We start from the raw sequence: 18,170 nt of genomic DNA, 5'->3' as shown, positions 1-18,170 counted from the left end.
AGCCGGACTTATCCGGCGGGCCCATGGCCCGCCCCGGTCAGCTGACGACGCCCAGCGGCGTTCCGCTCTTCCAGGCGCCGCGGGTAAAGTCCGGGAAATCCACGCTGTCGCCACGGTTTTTCACCGAGACCTCGGACAGCGGCGTCACCGCGGACCAGGCGGCCGCGTCGTAGACGTCCTGGTCCAGGGGCTGGCCGTTGCGCAGGCAGTAGACCAGCCGCCAGAACATCAGGAAGTCCATGCCGCCGTGGCCGCCGTTGCGCTCCGCCACCTCGCCCATGCGGCGCCACAGGGGGTGGTCGTAGCGCTCGTACCAGTAGTCCATGTCGTAGTCCCACTCGTGGTAGCTCTTGCGGCCACCCTCCTCCAGCGCGATGCGGTTGGGGAAGCCGGCAAAGACACCGTTGGTACCCTGGATATGGTTGTGGCGGCTGTAGGGCCGCGGCGTGGTGGTGTCGTGCTGGACCATGATGGTCCTGCCCTTCACCGTCTTGATCAGGCTGGTATTGATGTCGCCGGCGATGTACTTGAGCCGGTTGCGCTGGTGGTCGGCGGGAAACTCGCGCTCGGCATAGGCGGCGCGCCCCAGGGCCGGACTGCTCATGGAATTCAGGTAGTCGAAACGGTCGCCGCGGTTGATGTTCATATACTGGGCGATGGGGCCCAGGCCGTGGGTAGGATAGAGGTTGGCGTCGCGCAGGGCGTGCCAGCGGGTGCGCCAGGAGCCGGTCTTGCGGTCTATCTCCTTCATCTGCCAGCGCAGCTCGTGGATGTAGGCGGCCTCGCCGTGCAGCAGGTCGCCGAGCAGACCCATGCGCACCATGTTCAGGGCCATCAACTCGTCGCGACCGTAGCAGACGTTCTCCAGCATCATGCAGTTCTTCTGGGTCTGTTCGGCGGTGTCCACCAGCAGCCAGGCCTCGTCGATGGTCAGCGCCGCGGGCACCTCCACCATCGCGTGCTTGCCGGCCAGCATGGTCTCCACGGCCATGGGCGTATGCCAGCGCCAGGGGGTGGAGATGATGACGATATCGATATCGTCGCGCTCCAGCAGGTCGCGGTAGGAGAAGTCGTTCTCGCCGTAGGCCGCCGGGCGCGGCATTCCCCTGTCCACGACGATATTGACGGCGCGATCCAGTACCTGCCGGTCGATATCGCAGATGGCCTTGATCTCCACCCCGTCGATATTGCAGAAGTGCTTGACCGCACCGACGCCGCGCTGGCCCACGCCGATCAGGCCCACCCGGACCGTCTCCATCGGCGGCACCACCAGCCCCATCACCGACTTCTGGCCGGCCACCGGGGCCCCGCCCCTGGCCCCACCGGTTGCGGCGCAGCCGGCGGCAGTTGCGGCCGCGGCTGCCGCCAGGCCCGCCTTGAGGAAATTGCGACGATCGATCGAACTCATTTTTATATTCACCTCGTGTCCAGACAGTCGGAATTCGCAGGCTTCCGACAATAACCAAGCGAAATCCGCCGTTCAACAAAAAAATACTTCGAAAGCTTTCACTTTCTAATCAGCAGAAATCAATCCGGCGCCTAAATTTTCCAGTAAATCATTGAATAAAAAGCACTTTTACAAAACGAAAGCACCTGAAAATAAAATTTTATTGAAAGCAAGCGAAAGTTTCGTAGAATATCGATAGAGCCCCAGCGAGAAAGAGCCGTGCCCAAGAACACGATCGAGAGAAGACACGACATCATCCAGACCGCCGCCGATGCCGGGCGGGTGCTGGTGCCGGAACTGGTGGAGAAGTACGGCGTATCCGCAGTGACCATCCGCGGCGACCTCAACTACCTGCACAAGAAGGGCCTGCTGGTGCGCACCCACGGCGGCGCCGTGGCCAGCAACCGGGTCACCCAGGAGCTGTCGGTGCAGGAGAAGGTCACCGAGCACCTGGATACCAAGCGCCGGCTGGCCGAGGCCGCCGTCCAGGAGATCCGCGAGCAGGACACCATTATCCTGGACTCGGGCACCACCACCGCCGAGATAGCCCGGCAGCTGCGGGATTTCGAGCGCCTGCTGGTGATGACCAACGGCCTCAATGTGGCCCAGCAGCTTGTGGACGCCGAGGGGGTGGAGGTGCTGATGACCGGCGGCACACTGCGCAAGAAGTCCCTCTCCTTCTACGGCCGCCCCGCCGAGGAGATGCTGCGCTGCTACCACTTCGACAAGGTATTCCTGGGCGTGGACGGCATCGACTTCCAGGGCGGCATCACCACCCACTTCGAGTACGAGGCCAACCTGAACCGGCTGATGTGCAAGGTGGCCCGCCAGGTGATCGCGGTGACCGACTCCTCCAAGTTCAACCGTTCCGGTGTGCACAAGATCTGCGACTTTGCCGACATCGACATACTGATCACCGACGCCGGTATTCCCGACACCTTTCACCAGGCGATTGCCGATGCCGGGGTAAAGGTAGTGATCGTCAGCTGAACACAGCTAAAAAGAAACAACGTAACTACTCGTCCCGGGGACTTGGAGAAGAATACCGAACTCCAATGCGAAGGCCCTGATGTCGGGGGCCATTTGGGAAATGTTTGCCGATGAGGCTTTTTCCCAAATGGCCACCGACAGCAGGGCCGCCCAGGCCTCGGCTTAGTGCCACAGGGGCGAGTAGTTACGCAACAACAAGGAATCCTTATGCTGCAAGAATTGATCGCCGCCAATCTCCGCGGGCAGCCGCGGGGCATCTACGCCGTCTGCTCTGCCCACGGCCTGGTGCTGGAGGCGGCCATGGAGCAGGCGCTGGCGGACGACACGCCCCTGCTGATCGAGGCCACCGCCAACCAGGTGAACCAGTTCGGCGGCTATACCGGTATGCGGCCGGCGGACTTTTTCGACTATGTGATGACGCTGGCCGACCGGGTCGGGCTGGAGCCTTCGCGGATACTGCTCGGCGGTGACCACCTGGGCCCCGTGTGCTGGCAGTCGGAACCCACCGGGACGGCGATGGAAAAGGCCCGGGACCTGATCGACGCCTATGTAGCGGCCGGCTTCACCAAGATCCACCTGGACTGCAGCATGCCCTGCGCCGACGACCCGCTGCCGCTGGCGGACGAGATTATCGCCGAGCGCGCCGCCGATCTCTGCCGCGCCGCCGAAGAGGCCGCCGGTCGCCGCGGCAACAATGGCGATATCGTCTACATCATCGGCACCGAAGTGCCGCCGCCCGGCGGCGCAAAGGAGGCGATCGCCGAGCTGCAAGTGACCGACCCGGCCCAGGCGCGCAACACCATCGAGCTGCACCGCGCCGCCTTCGAAAAGCTGGGGCTGACTGAAGCCTGGCAGCGCGTGATCGGACTGGTGGTGCAGCCGGGTGTGGAGTTCGATCACACCTCGGTCATCGACTACCAGCCGGCAAAGGCCGCAAAGCTGAAAGCACTGGCCGAGGAAGCAGGCGGCATCGCCTTCGAGGCCCACTCCACCGACTACCAGACCCGGAACAACTACCAGCAGCTGGTACGCGACCACTTCGCGATCCTCAAGGTGGGCCCCCAGCTCACCTTCGCCCTGCGCGAGGCCCTGTTCGCGCTGAACCATATAGAGGAAGAGCTGCCCGGCATCGCGGAGAAATCCCAGCTGCGACAGGTCTGCGAGCAACGCATGCAGGGCGAACCCAAGTACTGGCAGGCCTTCTACGAAGTCGCGGGGGAACAGCTGCCGCTGTATCGCCGCTACAGTTACAGCGACCGCATCCGTTACTACTGGCCCGACAGGGAAGTGAAGGAAGCCTGCGCGCGACTGCTCGACAACCTGTCGGACAAACCGCTGCCGCTGCCACTGGTCAGCCAGTATTTTCCGGAGGAATATCGCGAGATCCGCGAGGGGCGGCTCGCCAACGAGCCACGCGCGCTGGTAAAGGCGCGCATCCGCAAGGTCACCGACGCCTACGCCAACGCCTGCTGGAAGCATTAAAAAGGATCACAATGATGTACGAGAATCTAGCGATCGGCAGTGCTGAACTGCGCGCACAAAACGGCGAGCACACCGCCCGGGAAATCGCCCAACAACCGGAAGTGTGGCTGCGCACGGCCGAACTGGTCGAGCATCAGCGCGCCCGACTCGACGCCTGGCTGGCGCCCCTGCTCGCGCGGCAGGAACTGCGCATCATCCTGACCGGCGCCGGCACCTCCGCCTATGTGGGCGAAACCCTGGCACCCTACCTGACCCGGGCGCTGGAGCGCCGGGTCGAGGCGATCTCCACCACCGACCTGGTCAGCAACCCGCAGGACTACCTGCTGCGACAGCAGCCCACGCTACTGATCTCCTACGCCCGCTCCGGCAACAGCCCCGAGAGCGTCGGCGCCTACGACCTGGCCGACCAGTGTGTCGACGCCTGCTACCACCTGGTGATCACCTGCAACCGCGACGGCGAGCTGGCCCGCCGCGCGCAGGACAACGACAACAGCTACTCGCTGCTGATGCTGGAGGAGACCCTCGACCAGAGTTTTGCCATGACCAGCAGCTTCACCGCCATGGTCGCCAGCACGCTGCAGGTGTTTGCCCCCCAGGCCGGGCAGGTGGAAACCCTGGCCGGGATCGCGCGCAGGCTTCTCGAAACCCGGCTCGACACAGTGCGCGCGCTGGCGCAGCGTGACTTCCGCCGCGTGGTATTCCTCGGCGCCGGCGGCCTGAAAGGCATCGCCACCGAGGCCGCACTGAAGATGCTGGAACTCACCGCTGGCCGGGTGGACTGCCACGCGGAGAGCCCCCTCGGCTTCCGCCACGGCCCCAAATCGATGCTCGACGAATCCACCCTGGTGGTACTTCTGCAAAGCAACGACGCCTACTGCCGGCGCTACGACGACGACCTGCTCGGGGAACTGCGGCGCGACGGCACTACCGAGTTGCTGGTATGCCCGGCGGACCTGGTCGACAGCAGCGGCCTCGAGGACGCCTGGCTGGCGCTGCACTACATCGTCTTCGCGCAGCTGCTGGCGTTCTACAAGTCCCTCGCGCTGGGCATCACCCCGGACAACCCCTGCCCCACCGGCGAAGTCAACCGGGTGGTGCAGGGGGTGACCATCCACCCGTTTATCGTGGGGAATGCGCGTTGATCTACGGCGTGGATATCGGTGGAACCAAGATCGAGTTTGCCTGTTTCGACGCAGGCCTGGACAAACTCGACAGCGAGCGGGTCGCCACACCCGTCGACGACTATGGGGCTTTTATCGACACGCTCGTCGACCTGGTGGAAGGCGCGGACCGCCGCCACGGTTGCCGGGGCCAGATCGGCATCGGCATGCCGGGCCTGGTCGACGCCGGGGGCCGCTCGCTGTCCGCCAATATCGCCTGCGCGAGCGGCAAAAAGGTGGCGGAATCCCTGGTGGCACGACTCGGCCGGCCGGTGGCGATCGAGAACGACTGCCGCCTGTTCGCCCTGTCCGAATCCCGCGGCGGCGCCGGCGAGGGCTTTCGCCGCGTTTACGGCGCGGTGCTCGGCACCGGCGCTGCCGGCGGCCTGGTAATCGACGGCAGCCTCTACCGCGGCCGCCAGGGCATCGCGGGCGAGTACGGCCACCACCCGCTGCCAGCCGACCTGCAGAAAAAATACCAACTGCCAATTCTTCGTTGCGGCTGCGGCCTGAACGGCTGCCTGGAAACCTTTATCGCCGGCCCCGGCCTGGCGGCGCTGCACCGGCAACTGTCGGGCGAGGAAATCGAGATACCGTCGCTGGTACAGCGCTGGCGCGACGGGGACCAGCGGGCCCTGGTTACCAAGGCGGTGCACCTGGACCTGCTCGGCGCGGCCTTCGCCAATCTGGTGATGGCGCACGACCCGGATATCTTCGTACTGGGCGGCGGCCTGTCCCGCATCGAGGAGTTCTACCGGGACTTGCCCGGCGCCATCGAAAGACACCTCTTTGCCGGCTTCGGTGCCCCGCCGGTAATGCCGCCGAAATTCGGTGACGCCAGCGGCGCCCGCGGTGCCGCCCTGCTCGCCCTCCGGATCGAAAAGGCCGACTGATGAAGACTTCCAACTACTACCTCAGGGCCGCGCGCATAATTGCCGAGAGCGGAGACCTGGCCGATTACTGCCTGCGCATCGAAGATGGCCGCATCGCCGAAATCACTGACACGCCCGGCGGCGAACTGCCGCTGATCGATCTCCCCGGCGCCACCCTGATACCCGGCATGATCGACCTGCATGTCCACGGCCGCGAGGGCTGCGACGTGATGGACGCGACTCCCGAATCGCTGGACATCATCTCCATTTCCCTGGCGCGCCATGGCGTCACCGGCTTCCTCGCCACCACCGTGACCAGCAGTTGGGAGGAGACCCTGGCCGCGATGGACAACCTGGGCCGCGCCGCGCTGCAAACCCAGCCCGGCGCCCAGGTGCTGGGGGGCTACAGCGAGGGCCTCTTCTTCGCCTGCAGGCACAAGGGCGCGCACAACGAGCACTACTTCCTCGCCCCCACACGCGAGCGCATGGACGCGCTGCTGGAAACCGCTCGCGGGCAGCTGAAGGTGCTGGCCCTGGCCCCGGAAGTCGATGGGGCCATGGAGATAATTCCCTACCTGACCGAAAAAGGCGTAAAGGTGATGCTGGGCCACACCGATGCCAGTTACGAGCAGACCACCGCGGCGCTGCGGGCAGGTGCCTGCGGCGGCGTGCACGTCTTCAACGGTATGCGCGGTATCCACCACCGCGAGCCAGGCTGTACCGGCGCCGTGCTGATGGAGGACGTCAACGTGGAGGTGATCGCCGACGGCGTGCACCTGCACCCGGCGATACTGCAGATGATCTGCAAATTGAAGGAACCGGGAAAAATCACCCTGATCAGCGACTGCATCAACGCCGGCGGCCTGGCGGATGGGCGTTATCGGTTGGGAAAAATGGAAGTGCAACTGGAGCGCGGCATCGCCAGGACCGACAGCGGCTCGCTGGCCGGCAGCACCCTGACCCTGGAAAAGGCCGCGGCCAACCTGCACCGCCTGGCGGGTATCGAATTTCGCGACGCGGTGCATATGGCCAGCCTGTCGCCGGCGAAGTTTCTCGGTATCGACGACAGAACCGGGGCCATTGCGCAGGGGAAGGATGCGGATATCGCCGTGCTCGACGATGATGGCAATGTGCGGGCGACGTTGTACCGCGGCGAATTGATCTACTGCGACGAAAACATGCGCAGCCGGTTTACAGGTCAGGTAGAAAACGCGTAGGGCGGACGGCCGCCCCTACAGCGTTCTTTCGTCATACCGGCGCAGAACCTGCGCCGGTATGACGGCCGAACTTTCTTAGGCTCAGGCCAACTCCGCCCGCACGGCCCGCGCCGCCTCCACCATGTTCAACAGCGAAGAACCCACCTCCGCCCAGCTGCGTGTCTTGAGGCCGCAGTCCGGATTCACCCAGAGTTTCTCCAGCGGAATCACCTCGGCGATCTTCTTCAGCCGCTCCACCAGCTCCTCCCGCTCCGGCACATTGGGCGAATGGATATCGTAAATACCCGGACCTATCTCGTTCGGGTAGCCGCCGTTCTTGCCGGCGAAAGCGCGCAGGAGTTGCAGATCCGAACGCGCGGACTCGATAGTGATGACGTCGGCGTCCAGCGCCACAATCGCATCCATGATCGCATTGAAATTGCTGTAGCACATGTGGGTGTGAATCTGGGTTTCCGGCCTCACCTGGCTGCAGGTATAGCGGAAGCAGGCCACGGCCCAGTCGAAATAATTTTTGTGCTCCGACTTGCGCAGAGGCACACCCTCGCGCAGGGCAGGCTCGTCGATCTGGATAATGCCAATACCGGCCGCCTCCAGGTCCAGCACCTCCTGGCGCAATGCCTTGGCGATCTGCAGGCAGCTCTCGGATCTGTGTACATCCTCGCGCGGGAAGGACCAGTTCAGGATGGTGACCGGGCCGGTGAGCATGCCCTTGACCGGCTTCTTGCTCAGGCCCTGAGCGTAACTGCTCCACTCGACGGTCATCGGTTGCGGCCGGGAGATATCGCCGAAAATGATCGGCGGCTTCACGCAGCGGGAGCCGTAGCTCTGCACCCAGCCGTTGCCGGTGTGCACGAAGCCGTCCAGCTGCTCGCCGAAATACTCCACCATGTCGTTGCGCTCTGCCTCGCCGTGCACCAGCACGTCCAGACCGAGGATTTCCTGGCGGCGTACTGCCTCGGCGATTTCCGCGCGCAGGTGATCCCGGTAATCCTTCTCACTGATTTCGCCGCTGCGGAACTGTCTGCGCACCTGGCGCAGCAGGTCCGTCTGCGGGAAAGAACCGATGGTGGTGGTGGGCAGCAGCGGCAGCTGCCAGCGCTCCGCCTGCAGCGGCGCGCGCTCGGCGTAGGACTGCGGGCGCCAGGTGTCTTCCAGCTCTTCCGCAACGGTGTTCGCTGCCGTCGCCGCGGCCTCACCGGCGGCGTCTGTGACGAAATCCTGTTGCAGCAGGGCCTGCAGCTGCTGCAGCTCATCCAGCTTCTGGCGGCTGTAGGCGAGCTTCTGCAACTGTTCCGCCGGCAGTTTGGTTTCGGTATCCAGGTCCACCGGGCAGTGCAGCAGCGAGCAGCTGGCGGACAGCCACAGACGCTCGCCCAGCTGTCCCGCCAGCGGCTTCAGCCGGCGCTGCCATTTGGCCAGGTCACCGCGCCAGACATTGCGGCCGTTCAGCACACCGACGGACAGCACCTGGTTGTCTCCGAGGGCTTCCACGGCAGCAGACAGCTCCTCCGGTGCGCGCACGCAGTCGATATGCACTCCGTCCACCGGCAGGGCGAATGCCAGCGGCAGGTTTTCCCGCAGCGGGGAGAAATAGGTAGCCAGCAGCAGCTTCTGTTGCCCCGCTGCGGCATCCAGTTTTTTATAGGCGGGCGCAAAGGCATCGCGCCACTGGTCCGGCAGGTCCAGACCGAGAATCGGCTCGTCTATCTGTACCCACCCAGCACCGGCCCCGGCCAGCTGCTGCAACAGTTTCTCGTAGCAGGGCAGCAGCTTCGGCAACAGTGTCTGTGCATCGCCCTCGATGCGGCCGAGCCAGAGATAAGTGAGCGGACCGATAATCACCGGCTTCACCTTGTGGCCCAGTGCCCGGGCCTCGTGCACCTCTTCCAACAGCCATTCGCTGTCCAGTGCAAACTGCTGGTCGGCGGCAAACTCCGGCACCAGATAGTGGTAGTTGGTATCGAACCACTTGGTCATCGCATTGGCCGCCACCGGCTCGCCGGAGGGGGCGCGGCCGCGGGCCAGGCGAAAATACTGATCCAGTTTGTTGTCCGCGGCGCCCTCGGAGAAGCGCGGCGGCACGGCACCGAACATCAGCGTGTGGTTCAGCACCTGGTCGTACCAGGCGAAGTCGCCCACGGTCACCAGGTCCAGGCCGGCGTCTTTTTGCACCTGCCAGTTGGCGCGGCGTATCTCCGCGCCGACCGCCAGCAGTTCCTTCTGCGAGATCTCCCCGCGCCAGTAGGCCTCCTGGGCCTTTTTCAGTTCGCGGGCGGCGCCAATGCGCGGGTAGCCGAGGATATGTGTCTGTGCCATCTGTAGTCCCCAAGTCTGTTGAATGTTTTTCCATCTGCGGAATGGCGGGCCTGCGGCCCGGGCCCCCTCCCCCAACCCCTCCCCCGCAAGCGGGAGAGGGGAGCTAATTCGGGGTTGATTCTGCGGGCGCGCTGTTATTCAATCAATTTCATATTTTTTGCCTGCAACATGAATATTTCTAAAGATGATTGAACTGCGCCACCTGCGTGCCCTGAACGTACTGCGGGAGACCGGCAGCATGGTGCGCGCCGCCGAGCGGCTGCACCTGACCCAGTCGGCCCTGTCCCACCTGTTCCGCGAGATGGAGGATCGACACGGGCTGGCGCTGTTCGTGCGCAAGTCGCGCCCGCTGCGCTTTACCAGCGCCGGCCTGCGCCTGCTGCAGCTGGCGGACGAGGTACTGCCAGAGGTAGCGCTGGCACAGCGGGACCTGGCGCGGCTGGCGTCGGGCCAGGCCGGGCGGCTGAATATCGCCATCGAGTGCCACAGCTGCTACCAGTGGCTGATGCCGACCCTGGACAGCTACCGGGACGACTGGCCGGAGGTGGAGCTGGATTTGTCCAGCGGCTTCCACTTCGCGCCCCTGCCGGCGCTGGTGCGCGGTGACCTGGATCTGGTTGTCACCTCCAATCCGGACCCGGAGCTGAAGGGCATTCACTACCAGCCGCTGTTCGGCTTCGAAATGGTGCTGGCGATCAGCCGCAAACACGCCCTGGCCGAGAGGCGCTGGGTGCTGCCTGAGGATCTGGCGGAGGAGATACAGATCACCTACCCGGTGGAGCGGGAGCGCCTGGATATCTTCCAGCACTTCCTCGACCCGGCCGGTGTGGAGCCGGCGGATGTGCGCACCGCGGAACTGACGGTGATGATGGTGCAGCTGGCGGCCAGCGGCCGCGGCGTCTGCGCCCTGCCCAACTGGGCGCTGCACGAGTATCTACAGAAGGGATTTGTCGCGCAGCTGCGCCTGGGTGAGAAGGGATTGTGGAGCACCCTCTACGCGGCGGTGCGGGAGGAGATGCTGGAACAGGCGTTTGTGGAGGATTTCCTGCGGACGGCGCGGGATACCTGCTTTGCCAACCTGAACGGAATCCGTGCGGTTTGATTCTGCCCGGGATGTTGTGCCTACCGACAAGCGGGCGAACACAAGATTCGCCCCTACGGGTCCGGCTTCAGATTCTTGCCGCGGGATCGTGCGGAATCTTCTCATCAGTGGCGAGAAGATCGGGAGTGATGGTCAGCTCTTCTAAACCACTGGAGCATATTTGTAGGGGCGAACCCTGTGTTCGCCCGTGTCGCAGCCGGCACCGCCAGTCGGGTGAACAGTAGGTTCGACAGGAGCCCCGGGGGACTGTAAAGAATTCCTAAGCCGGCCGCTTATCCCTTGGCGGCGTTCAAAATGCGGCTAAGATAGACCGCAATTTCTGTGAGGAGATAACCCATGACCAATAAGAACCCGGGCTGGCACCCGCTAAGCAAGGGCCTGCACTGGCTGTTTGTAATCCTGCTGATCTGCGTCTGGGGCGCGGTGGAGCTGCACGAGCTCTACGACCGCGAAGACCCGATGCGCGGCTGGCTGGTGCGGCTGCACTTCTCCCTGGGTATCAGTGTGCTGCTGTTGCTGGCCCTGCGCCTCTACTGGAGGGCCCGCCACAAGCGGCCGCAGGCCGAGGGGCCCGGCTGGCAGCGGGCCCTGTCCAAACTGACCCAGGGCGCCCTCTACCTGATACTGCTGGCCATGCCCATTTCCGGCATCTCGATGCGGCAGCTTTTCGGGCGGGACACGGAATTCTTCGGGCTGTTTGCGCTGCCGCGGTTGCTGGCGGAGAACCCGGACCTGGGCAAGCAGCTGGCCTTCCTGCACAAGGAGGTTCTGTGGCCGGCGCTATTGGTTCTGGTGGGACTGCATATTGCAGCGGCGCTGTGGCATCACTTTGTACAGAAGGACAATACGCTGACGAGGATGCTGCCGCAGCGGTAGATTCGTTCGCCCCCTGATCTCGGACAACGGCCGCTCCTACAAGTGGTTGACATCAGGAGCCGCTTTAGAGAAGAGAAGCGGCCGTTGGCCGCGATCGATCTTCCTGCTGGCGTTGTGCCGGAATGATGATACGGATGCGCCAGCGATTAACTCTTCGGCTTGCGCTTTTTCGGTTTGCCTTTGCCCTGCGGCTTGCCGCCGGCCTCGCCCAGCTTGGAAATCTTCATCTCCCGGCCCGACACCCGCACTTTCTTCAGGTGCTGGAACACCTCTTTCGGCATACCCTCCGGCAGGTCCACGGTCGTGTACTCCGGGTAGATCTCGATGCGGCCGATATAGGAGCTGTCCAGCTCCACCTCGTTGGCAATGGCGCCGACGATATTGCCCGGCTTGACACCGTGCTCACGGCCCACCTCGATGCGGAAGCGCTCCATGCCCTCGTCCGGCGGCGGCATCTTCTTGTCCTTCTCGTAGCCTTCCTTTTTCCTGCCGCGGCCCTCGAATTCCTCGTCGCGCTCGCGCCTTTCCCGGCGGGGCTTCTGTTCCACTTCCCTGACCAGCAGCGGCTGATCGCCCTGGGCCATGGCGGCCAGGGCGGCAGCCACGTCCAGCGGATCGGATTCGCTCTGCGCCAGGTATTCCTCCACCAGTTGGCGATAGGGGGCCAGATCGGTCTGGCCTTCCAGGGTGCCGGTAATACGCTCGCGAAAACGCTGCATGCGCGCGCTGTTCACCGCTGCGGCGCTGGGCAGCTCCAGCTGCTCGATCGGCTTCTTGGTGGCCTTCTCGATAATGCGCAGCATGCGCCGCTCGCGGGGCGCGACGAACAGGATCGCATCCCCCTCACGGCCGGCGCGGCCGGTGCGGCCGATACGGTGGATATAGGCCTCGGTGTCGTAGGGGATGTCGTAGTTGATCACGTGGCTGATACGCTTCACGTCCAGGCCGCGGGCGGCCACGTCGGTGGCGACGACGATATCCAGCGCGCCCTTCTTCAGCTTGTCGATCACCGCCTCGCGCAGGTTCTGCGCCATGTCGCCGTTCAGCGCCGCGCTGGCAAAGCCGCGCGCGGCCAGCTTGTCCGCCAGTTCCACGGTGCTGTTCTTGGTGCGCACGAAGATGATGGTCGCGTCCACCGGCTCCGCCTCGAGGATGCGGGTCAGTGCGTCCAGCTTGTGCAGGCCGCCCACCGGCCAGTAGCGCTGGCGGATGGTCTCGGCGGTTTCCTGTTTGACGCGGATCTTTACCTCCACCGGTTCGCGCAGGTGTTCGCGGGCGATGCGCGCGATTTCCTTCGGCATGGTGGCGGAGAAGAGCGCTATCTGACGCTCCTCGGGAATCTGCTCCAGCACCCACTGCACATCGTCGATAAAGCCCATGCGCAGCATCTCGTCGGCCTCGTCCAGCACCAGGGTCTTGAGGTTGGACAGGTCCAGGGAGCCGCGGCGCATATGGTCCATCACCCGCCCCGGGGTACCCACCACCAGCTGCACGCCGCGCTTCAGCTGCTGCATCTGGCCGCGGTAGTCGGCGCCGCCGTAAATCGGCGCCACGTGGAAGCCCTTCAGGTTGGCGGCGTAAGACTGGCAGGCCTCGGCCACCTGGATCGCCAGCTCACGGGTCGGTGCCAACACCAGGGCCTGGGGACGCTTGTCTTTCAGGTCCAACTGCGCCAGCAGCGGCAGCGCAAAGGCGGCCGTCTTGCCGGTGCCGGTCTGCGCCTGGCCCAGCACATCGCGGCCCTCCAATAAGGAAGGAATCGTCTGCGCCTGGATCGGCGACGGCGTCTCGTAGCCCAGCTTTTCGACGGCGCTGAGGATTTCGGACGGCAGGCCCAGCTGGTCGAAGCCGGCGGGATTGGGGGTATCGGTCATTTCGGGGTTCACTTGGAGCCAGAGCCCCGGTATCGACAGGGGCCGCTGCGGCAGGTAAAAGGCCGCGCAGTCTATCAGGTTTCGGCCTGGACTGGCAGACTATTTTTTGACCAGGCCCGCTAGGTCACAGGCCCGGACCAGGGAATGATAGAAGAAGTCAATAGAGTGCGCCGTGCGCACCGGGAGCCGGAGCTGCGCCGGCCTTGGTGTGGTGCGCACGGCGCACTTATGGCCCTATGGCCGAAATCAATCGAGTCTGACCTAATGCCGCATACGATAAGGTGATCCCGCTTATCGAGCCTCGCTTCCGTGCGGAAGTCAGATTTCTTCTGGGCGTGGTTTCTGACACGACGGGTCAACCCTTGGCCTGCAGTAATGCCACTATGGCGTAGGTGTGACCACCCTACGAAAAGTGCTATACCAATTCTTAACACGGTGCCATTCAGATATCTACCTGGCGGAGCGAGTGGCGACTACTTTGCGGATAGCTCCCGGATTTCGCAGAACTTGAGGTTCGGCCTGGGTTCCGGGGCTTGATTCAACCATTGGCAGACTGTGGCCTCCTGGCCATATTGCCGCACCAACTGTTCGAAATGGCCGCGACTGCGATGATCCTGGAGACCACGCAGTAAATGCCTCTGCAATAACTGCTCATGCCGTTGCCCCGTCGCGAAACCCGCGCGCACTATCGCCAAGTGTACTGCCGGCGTATAAGGTCCCAGCTTGTCCGCCTGCCGCAGCAGCGCATCCAGTTCGCTATCGAGCTGGTTCAGATTCAGCTTTACATTGACCATTTCCGCGCGGTTGTTGGGCCACAGCGGGCGCAGGACGGCTGCCTGCCGGTACAGTTCCAGCGCGGCGCGGTAGTCTGCCGCAGCGGAGCCATCACCCGTGGTATAGGCGCGCCACGCCAGCAGGTGAGCTTTCAGGGTCAGCTGGTGGGGGTTGTCCCGGTGCAACCGAATGGCACGGTCTATGGCCAGAAGCGCACTTTCGATGGCCGGTAAGGACGTCACCCTGCCGGCCTTCTGCCAGCGTTTCAGGTCGTTTTCCACCCGAATCACCTGTAGGTGCGCGAGCCCCATGGAGCCGGCGTGGACAGACAGTCCCGCAAGAAGGACCAGCAATGCAGAGGTCACCGCCAGGCGGCCGGGAGTTATCCCTCCATACCAGGCCCGGTACCAGGGTGTGCGGCGGGAGCGGCGCCGGCGGTGTTTAGGCGCTGTTTCTGCGCACATGGTTGGCAATCACAAAATGGCTGGCGGCGATACGTGCGGGGTTCTGGCGCACCAGCTCCCAGGATTTCGATTCCCCCACGATGGCTTCAGCCGCGCGGCGGCCCTTTTCCAGTACCGGCGGGCGGCGGACTTCGTGGTGGGCGTCGGTGGCGAGCGCTGTTACCAGATTCTGTTCCAGCAATTCGCGTGCGCGCTGTCTCGGCCCCTCGCCAAAATCCCCGGCCACAGCGCCAGCGGTTACCTGGAACAGGCACCCCAGGCGCGCCAGAGGCAGTACCTTCCTGAAATCGCGCAGAACATCTTTGTTGCGCTCCGGGTGGGCGATCATGGGGCGGATTCTCTGCTTCTGCAGCCAGCGGATCAGCTGCTCGACGCCGGGGGGAACATGGCTGTGGGGCAGTTCCAGCAACAGTACCTTGTCACCCTCCCAACTGCCCAGGAATGGCACTTGCTGTGCCGCCACCATGCCGAGAATTTCCTCCGACAGGCGGATCTCCGCGGCTACTCCCAGCTGCAGCGGAATTCCCTCTTTAACCAGAAGCGCCTTGAACGCGGCAAAAGCCTCTGTGATGCTGCCGAGGGTATTCGTGTAGCGTCCGGGGTGGATATGTGGTGTCACCACACAGTGGGTGATTCCATCGGCCACCGCCATCCGCGCCAGACACAGGGCCTGGTCCAGGTCGCGCGCGCCGTCATCGATGCCCGGCAACAGGTGGCAGTGGAGATCGATCATGCGACTTCGAGGTCTTTCTCGCCCATCCTCTTCTGCTCAGAGGTCTTTTGGGAAGTGGAATGCGACTCGGGGGTATTTTCGCGATAGGCGTAGTCGCCGGAATAGCCGTAGTAGTCGCCGTAGTAGCTGGCCTTGGATGTGGTGTCCACCTGATTCAGTACCACGCCATCCAGCTTGGCACCGACTTGCAGCAGGCGACCGATACCGTTGTTGACCATCTTCTGTCGCGTGCTGTCAGCCTTGACCACATACAGCATGGAATCGACGACGCGGGACACGATGAGAGCATCGCTGACCACCTGTGCCGGCGCCGTGTCGATAATCACGCGGTCGTACTCATCGGTGAGCAGCTGCAGCACCTCGGCAAAACGGGGCGATGACAACAGCTCCTGGGGGTTCGGCGGTACGGCACCGGCCGGCATGACATCCATGCTACTCTTCTCGTCACGATAGACGCAGTCGGCCAGATCGCTGCTACCGGCGATCAGGTTGGACAACCCCGGGTGGTAAACCGGCAGGCCAAAATCCTTGCCCATGGACGGGCGGCGCATATCGGCGTCAACCAACAGCACCTTTTCCATCTGTGCCAACGCAAAACCGAGGTTTTCCGCAACCGTAGTCTTGCCTTCGCCGGGAACCGAGGAAGTGACGGAAATCACCTTGGCCGGTTTCTCCAGGTGGGACAGCACCAGGCTGGTGCGCAGTGTGCGCACCGCTTCGGCAAAACCCTGTTGGTCGCTGTCGAAGAAAGTGCCCAGGCTCAGGCGTTCGTCCTTGTCGTGTTTCACCCAGGGCAACAGGCCGATCATGCGCTGGCCGAGCTTGTTCTCGACGTCCTCCGGATTGCGAATGCCATCGTTCAGTGCCTCCACCAGGAAGGCCAGCATCACGCCGAACATGGTACTGATCACCAGCGCCAGGGCGATAATCAACCCTTTCTTCGGCTTGGCGGCTGCGCGCGGCGGCGTGGCCGGGTCCGTTAGGCGCGCATTGGCGGCCTCGAAGTCCGAGGTCTCACTGGTCTCCTTGAAACGGGTCAGGAAGGCGTTGTAGAGCTGGCGGTTCACATCCACTTCGCGCTTCAGCTCGTTGTAGCGGGTCTCTTTTCGGGAAATCTGCTGGTACTCGCCCTTGGCCAGGGCCAGCTCACGCTCCAGCGCGCGCTCATTGGCTTTCGCCGTTTCGTAGTCATTCTTGATGCCGGCGATCAGCTGGCGCACTTCACTGCGTAGGTTTTCCCGCACAGATTCCCGCTCGTCCCGCGCCGCGATCATTTTCGGGTGTTTGGGGCCGTAGCGACGCGCCAGTTCGGAAACCTTCCGTGAGGCCTCCACTTCCGCAGTTTTAACATTCTGGATCACCTGGTGGTCCAACACTTCGGGCAGGCTCGCCAGTGCATCCGGGTCGGCGCCGCGCGTCTGCACCAATTCGTAGATACTCTCCGCCTGCTTCATTTCCTTGCGGGTCTGCATCAGCTGGGTGGTAATTTCGTTCAGCTCCTGTGCCGCCAGGCCCTGCACGCCCTCGACATCCACCAAGCCCTCTGATTCCTGGAAAGCCTGCAATTTCGCCTCGGAAGTCTCGAGCTTGGTACGCAGGCCGTCGAGGCGCCCATTCAGCCAGGACGTGGCCTTCTGGGTCATCTCCAGCTTCGCCTCCAGGTGGCTTTCGATAAATACCTCGGCCACGGTATTGGCTACCTTGGCGGCCAACTGTGGGGATTCCGATTCAAAGGTAATGTCCACCAGCTGGGTACTGCGCACCGGCGAAATGGTCAGCTGTGCACTAACGGCTGCTGTTACGCCCTCCAGCCTGCGCTGGCGCGCCTCCTCTTCACTCAGCGGCTCCGGCTGCGGCAGGAACGGCAGCCAATCCTTGACCCGGGATCTCAGAGACGGGGGGCGCTGACCTGGATCAAACAGCGGGTGGCTGGTCAACCCCAGCCGCTCTACTACGCGCTCGGCTATCTTGCGCGATTTGAGGATCTCGAACTGGGTCAGGAAGTATTCCTTGCGGCTGGAATCCAGCCCGTAAACCTCCTCGATGGAAAGGGCCTTAGCCTGCTCCGCCTCGATCATCAGCGTAGCGGTGGCCTGGTAGCGCGGAGTCATCGAGAAGACCACCATCGCGGCCAGCATCGCGACGGTGACGGACAATACGGCGATGCGCCACTTGAACCTGTCCACTATGCGCCAGTACTGGCGCAGGTCGATAACCTCTTCCTGCAGTAAACGCTCCTGACTGATGGAGTTCATTTGCGCGTTCATTATTATTGGCCTCAGAAAAAGCTCTGTTCCACCGTCACCACATCACCAGGGCGCAGCAGGGTATTCAGATCCACCTTTACCGGTGTCTGGTTGGGGTCGTCGCCGCGCACCACGAAGATCTTGGACTGGGAGGCGCGCTCGGTGAATCCTTCGGCCAGTGCTGCTGCCTTGCTAATGGTCAGACCCGGCTGGAACGGATATCCGCCGGGCTTTTCCACCTCCCCGTGAATAAAGAAGGGACGATACTCCAGAATTGACACATGCACATTCGGATTCACCAGGTAATCGCCCCTAAGGCCTTTGACAATGCGCGTCTCCAGCTGCGCAACTGTCAGGCCGGTAACCTTGAGTTCGCCCAGGAAGGGATAATTCACCATTCCGCTGTCGCTCAACCGGATTTCGATGGTGAGATCGTCCTCGCCGTAGACACTGATCAGTATCTTGTCTCCGGAACCGAGACGGTAATCGTTCTCGGATGAAGCCCGGGCCTCAGGAGTCAAGAGTACTAGCGCCAGACAGCTCACCAGAAAAGCAAGAAAGGCCCAGCGCCCGGCGCCCTGCCCTTCGATCTTTGCGTTGTTCATAAAGGTAGCCAA

Annotated in this window: 14 protein-coding genes; 7 read left to right on the top strand and 7 right to left on the bottom strand. The window is 63.3% G+C overall.

Going from position 1 to position 18,170, the window contains the following annotated elements:
- Positions 1–37: 37 nt before the first annotated feature.
- The gene (locus AC6R19_RS08495; protein ID WP_500579368.1) at positions 38–1,408 is read right to left on the bottom strand and encodes a Gfo/Idh/MocA family protein; all 1,371 of its coding nucleotides are present in this window, start codon (positions 1,406–1,408) and stop codon (positions 38–40) included.
- A 258-nt stretch (positions 1,409–1,666) separates the two neighbouring features.
- Here AC6R19_RS08495 and agaR point away from each other — a divergent pair, with 258 nt between their 5' ends.
- The 5 genes from agaR to nagA all read left to right on the top strand — a co-directional run bounded on the left by agaR (position 1,667) and on the right by nagA (position 7,168).
- Positions 1,667–2,437 carry a transcriptional repressor AgaR gene (agaR, locus tag AC6R19_RS08490; protein ID WP_500579367.1) on the top strand — a complete coding sequence of 257 codons (771 nt, stop codon included), beginning with the start codon at positions 1,667–1,669 and terminating at the stop codon, positions 2,435–2,437.
- 207 nt (positions 2,438–2,644) lie between these two features.
- Complete coding sequence (locus AC6R19_RS08485; RefSeq protein ID WP_500579366.1) at positions 2,645–3,919, top strand: D-tagatose-bisphosphate aldolase, class II, non-catalytic subunit; 1,275 nt, start codon at positions 2,645–2,647, stop codon at positions 3,917–3,919.
- Between the two features lie 14 nt (positions 3,920–3,933).
- Positions 3,934–5,061, top strand: coding sequence for an SIS domain-containing protein (locus AC6R19_RS08480; RefSeq protein WP_500579365.1), 1,128 nt, complete (start codon positions 3,934–3,936; stop codon positions 5,059–5,061).
- The gene (locus tag AC6R19_RS08475) at positions 5,058–5,972 is read left to right on the top strand and encodes an ROK family protein (RefSeq protein WP_500579364.1); all 915 of its coding nucleotides are present in this window, start codon (positions 5,058–5,060) and stop codon (positions 5,970–5,972) included. Before AC6R19_RS08480 ends, AC6R19_RS08475 begins: the two co-directional genes overlap by 4 nt.
- A complete protein-coding gene (nagA, locus tag AC6R19_RS08470; protein ID WP_500579363.1) occupies positions 5,972–7,168 on the top strand; it encodes an N-acetylglucosamine-6-phosphate deacetylase in 1,197 nt (398 codons plus the stop codon). Before AC6R19_RS08475 ends, nagA begins: the two co-directional genes overlap by 1 nt.
- Before the next feature lie 81 nt (positions 7,169–7,249).
- Here the strand turns inward: nagA and metE are convergent, their stop codons facing one another.
- The gene (metE, locus tag AC6R19_RS08465; protein ID WP_500579362.1) at positions 7,250–9,484 is read right to left on the bottom strand and encodes a 5-methyltetrahydropteroyltriglutamate--homocysteine S-methyltransferase; all 2,235 of its coding nucleotides are present in this window, start codon (positions 9,482–9,484) and stop codon (positions 7,250–7,252) included.
- Between the two features lie 184 nt (positions 9,485–9,668).
- Here metE and AC6R19_RS08460 point away from each other — a divergent pair, with 184 nt between their 5' ends.
- Together AC6R19_RS08460 and AC6R19_RS08455 are read left to right on the top strand one after the other, a co-directional pair.
- Positions 9,669–10,586: a LysR family transcriptional regulator gene (locus AC6R19_RS08460; RefSeq protein ID WP_500579361.1), complete on the top strand. Its 918-nt coding sequence runs from the start codon at positions 9,669–9,671 to the stop codon at positions 10,584–10,586.
- 336 nt (positions 10,587–10,922) lie between these two features.
- The gene (locus tag AC6R19_RS08455; RefSeq protein ID WP_500579360.1) at positions 10,923–11,462 is read left to right on the top strand and encodes a cytochrome b; all 540 of its coding nucleotides are present in this window, start codon (positions 10,923–10,925) and stop codon (positions 11,460–11,462) included.
- Between the two features lie 146 nt (positions 11,463–11,608).
- Here the strand turns inward: AC6R19_RS08455 and AC6R19_RS08450 are convergent, their stop codons facing one another.
- From AC6R19_RS08450 to AC6R19_RS08430, 5 genes are all read right to left on the bottom strand, one after another.
- On the bottom strand, positions 11,609–13,336 hold the full coding sequence (locus tag AC6R19_RS08450; protein WP_500579359.1) for a DEAD/DEAH box helicase: 1,728 nt from the start codon (positions 13,334–13,336) through the stop codon (positions 11,609–11,611).
- Positions 13,337–13,809: 473 nt separating this feature from the next.
- Entirely contained in the window at positions 13,810–14,574 is a 765-nt protein-coding gene (locus tag AC6R19_RS08445) for a VpsP family polysaccharide biosynthesis protein (protein ID WP_500579358.1), read from the bottom strand.
- Positions 14,552–15,307 carry a tyrosine-protein phosphatase gene (locus AC6R19_RS08440; protein WP_500579357.1) on the bottom strand — a complete coding sequence of 252 codons (756 nt, stop codon included), beginning with the start codon at positions 15,305–15,307 and terminating at the stop codon, positions 14,552–14,554. Before AC6R19_RS08440 ends, AC6R19_RS08445 begins: the two co-directional genes overlap by 23 nt.
- On the bottom strand, positions 15,304–17,562 hold the full coding sequence (locus AC6R19_RS08435) for a GumC family protein (RefSeq protein WP_500579356.1): 2,259 nt from the start codon (positions 17,560–17,562) through the stop codon (positions 15,304–15,306). The genes AC6R19_RS08440 and AC6R19_RS08435 overlap by 4 nt, the downstream gene beginning before the upstream one ends.
- A gap of 23 nt (positions 17,563–17,585) precedes the next feature.
- On the bottom strand, positions 17,586–18,158 hold the full coding sequence (locus tag AC6R19_RS08430) for a polysaccharide biosynthesis/export family protein (protein ID WP_500579355.1): 573 nt from the start codon (positions 18,156–18,158) through the stop codon (positions 17,586–17,588).
- Between the last annotated feature and the right edge of the window lie 12 nt (positions 18,159–18,170).

It is taken from the genome of Microbulbifer sp. SE14, assembly GCF_059834885.1.
Note: the sequence above shows the minus strand (reverse complement) of the source record. Positions and strands in the feature narration are given on the sequence as shown.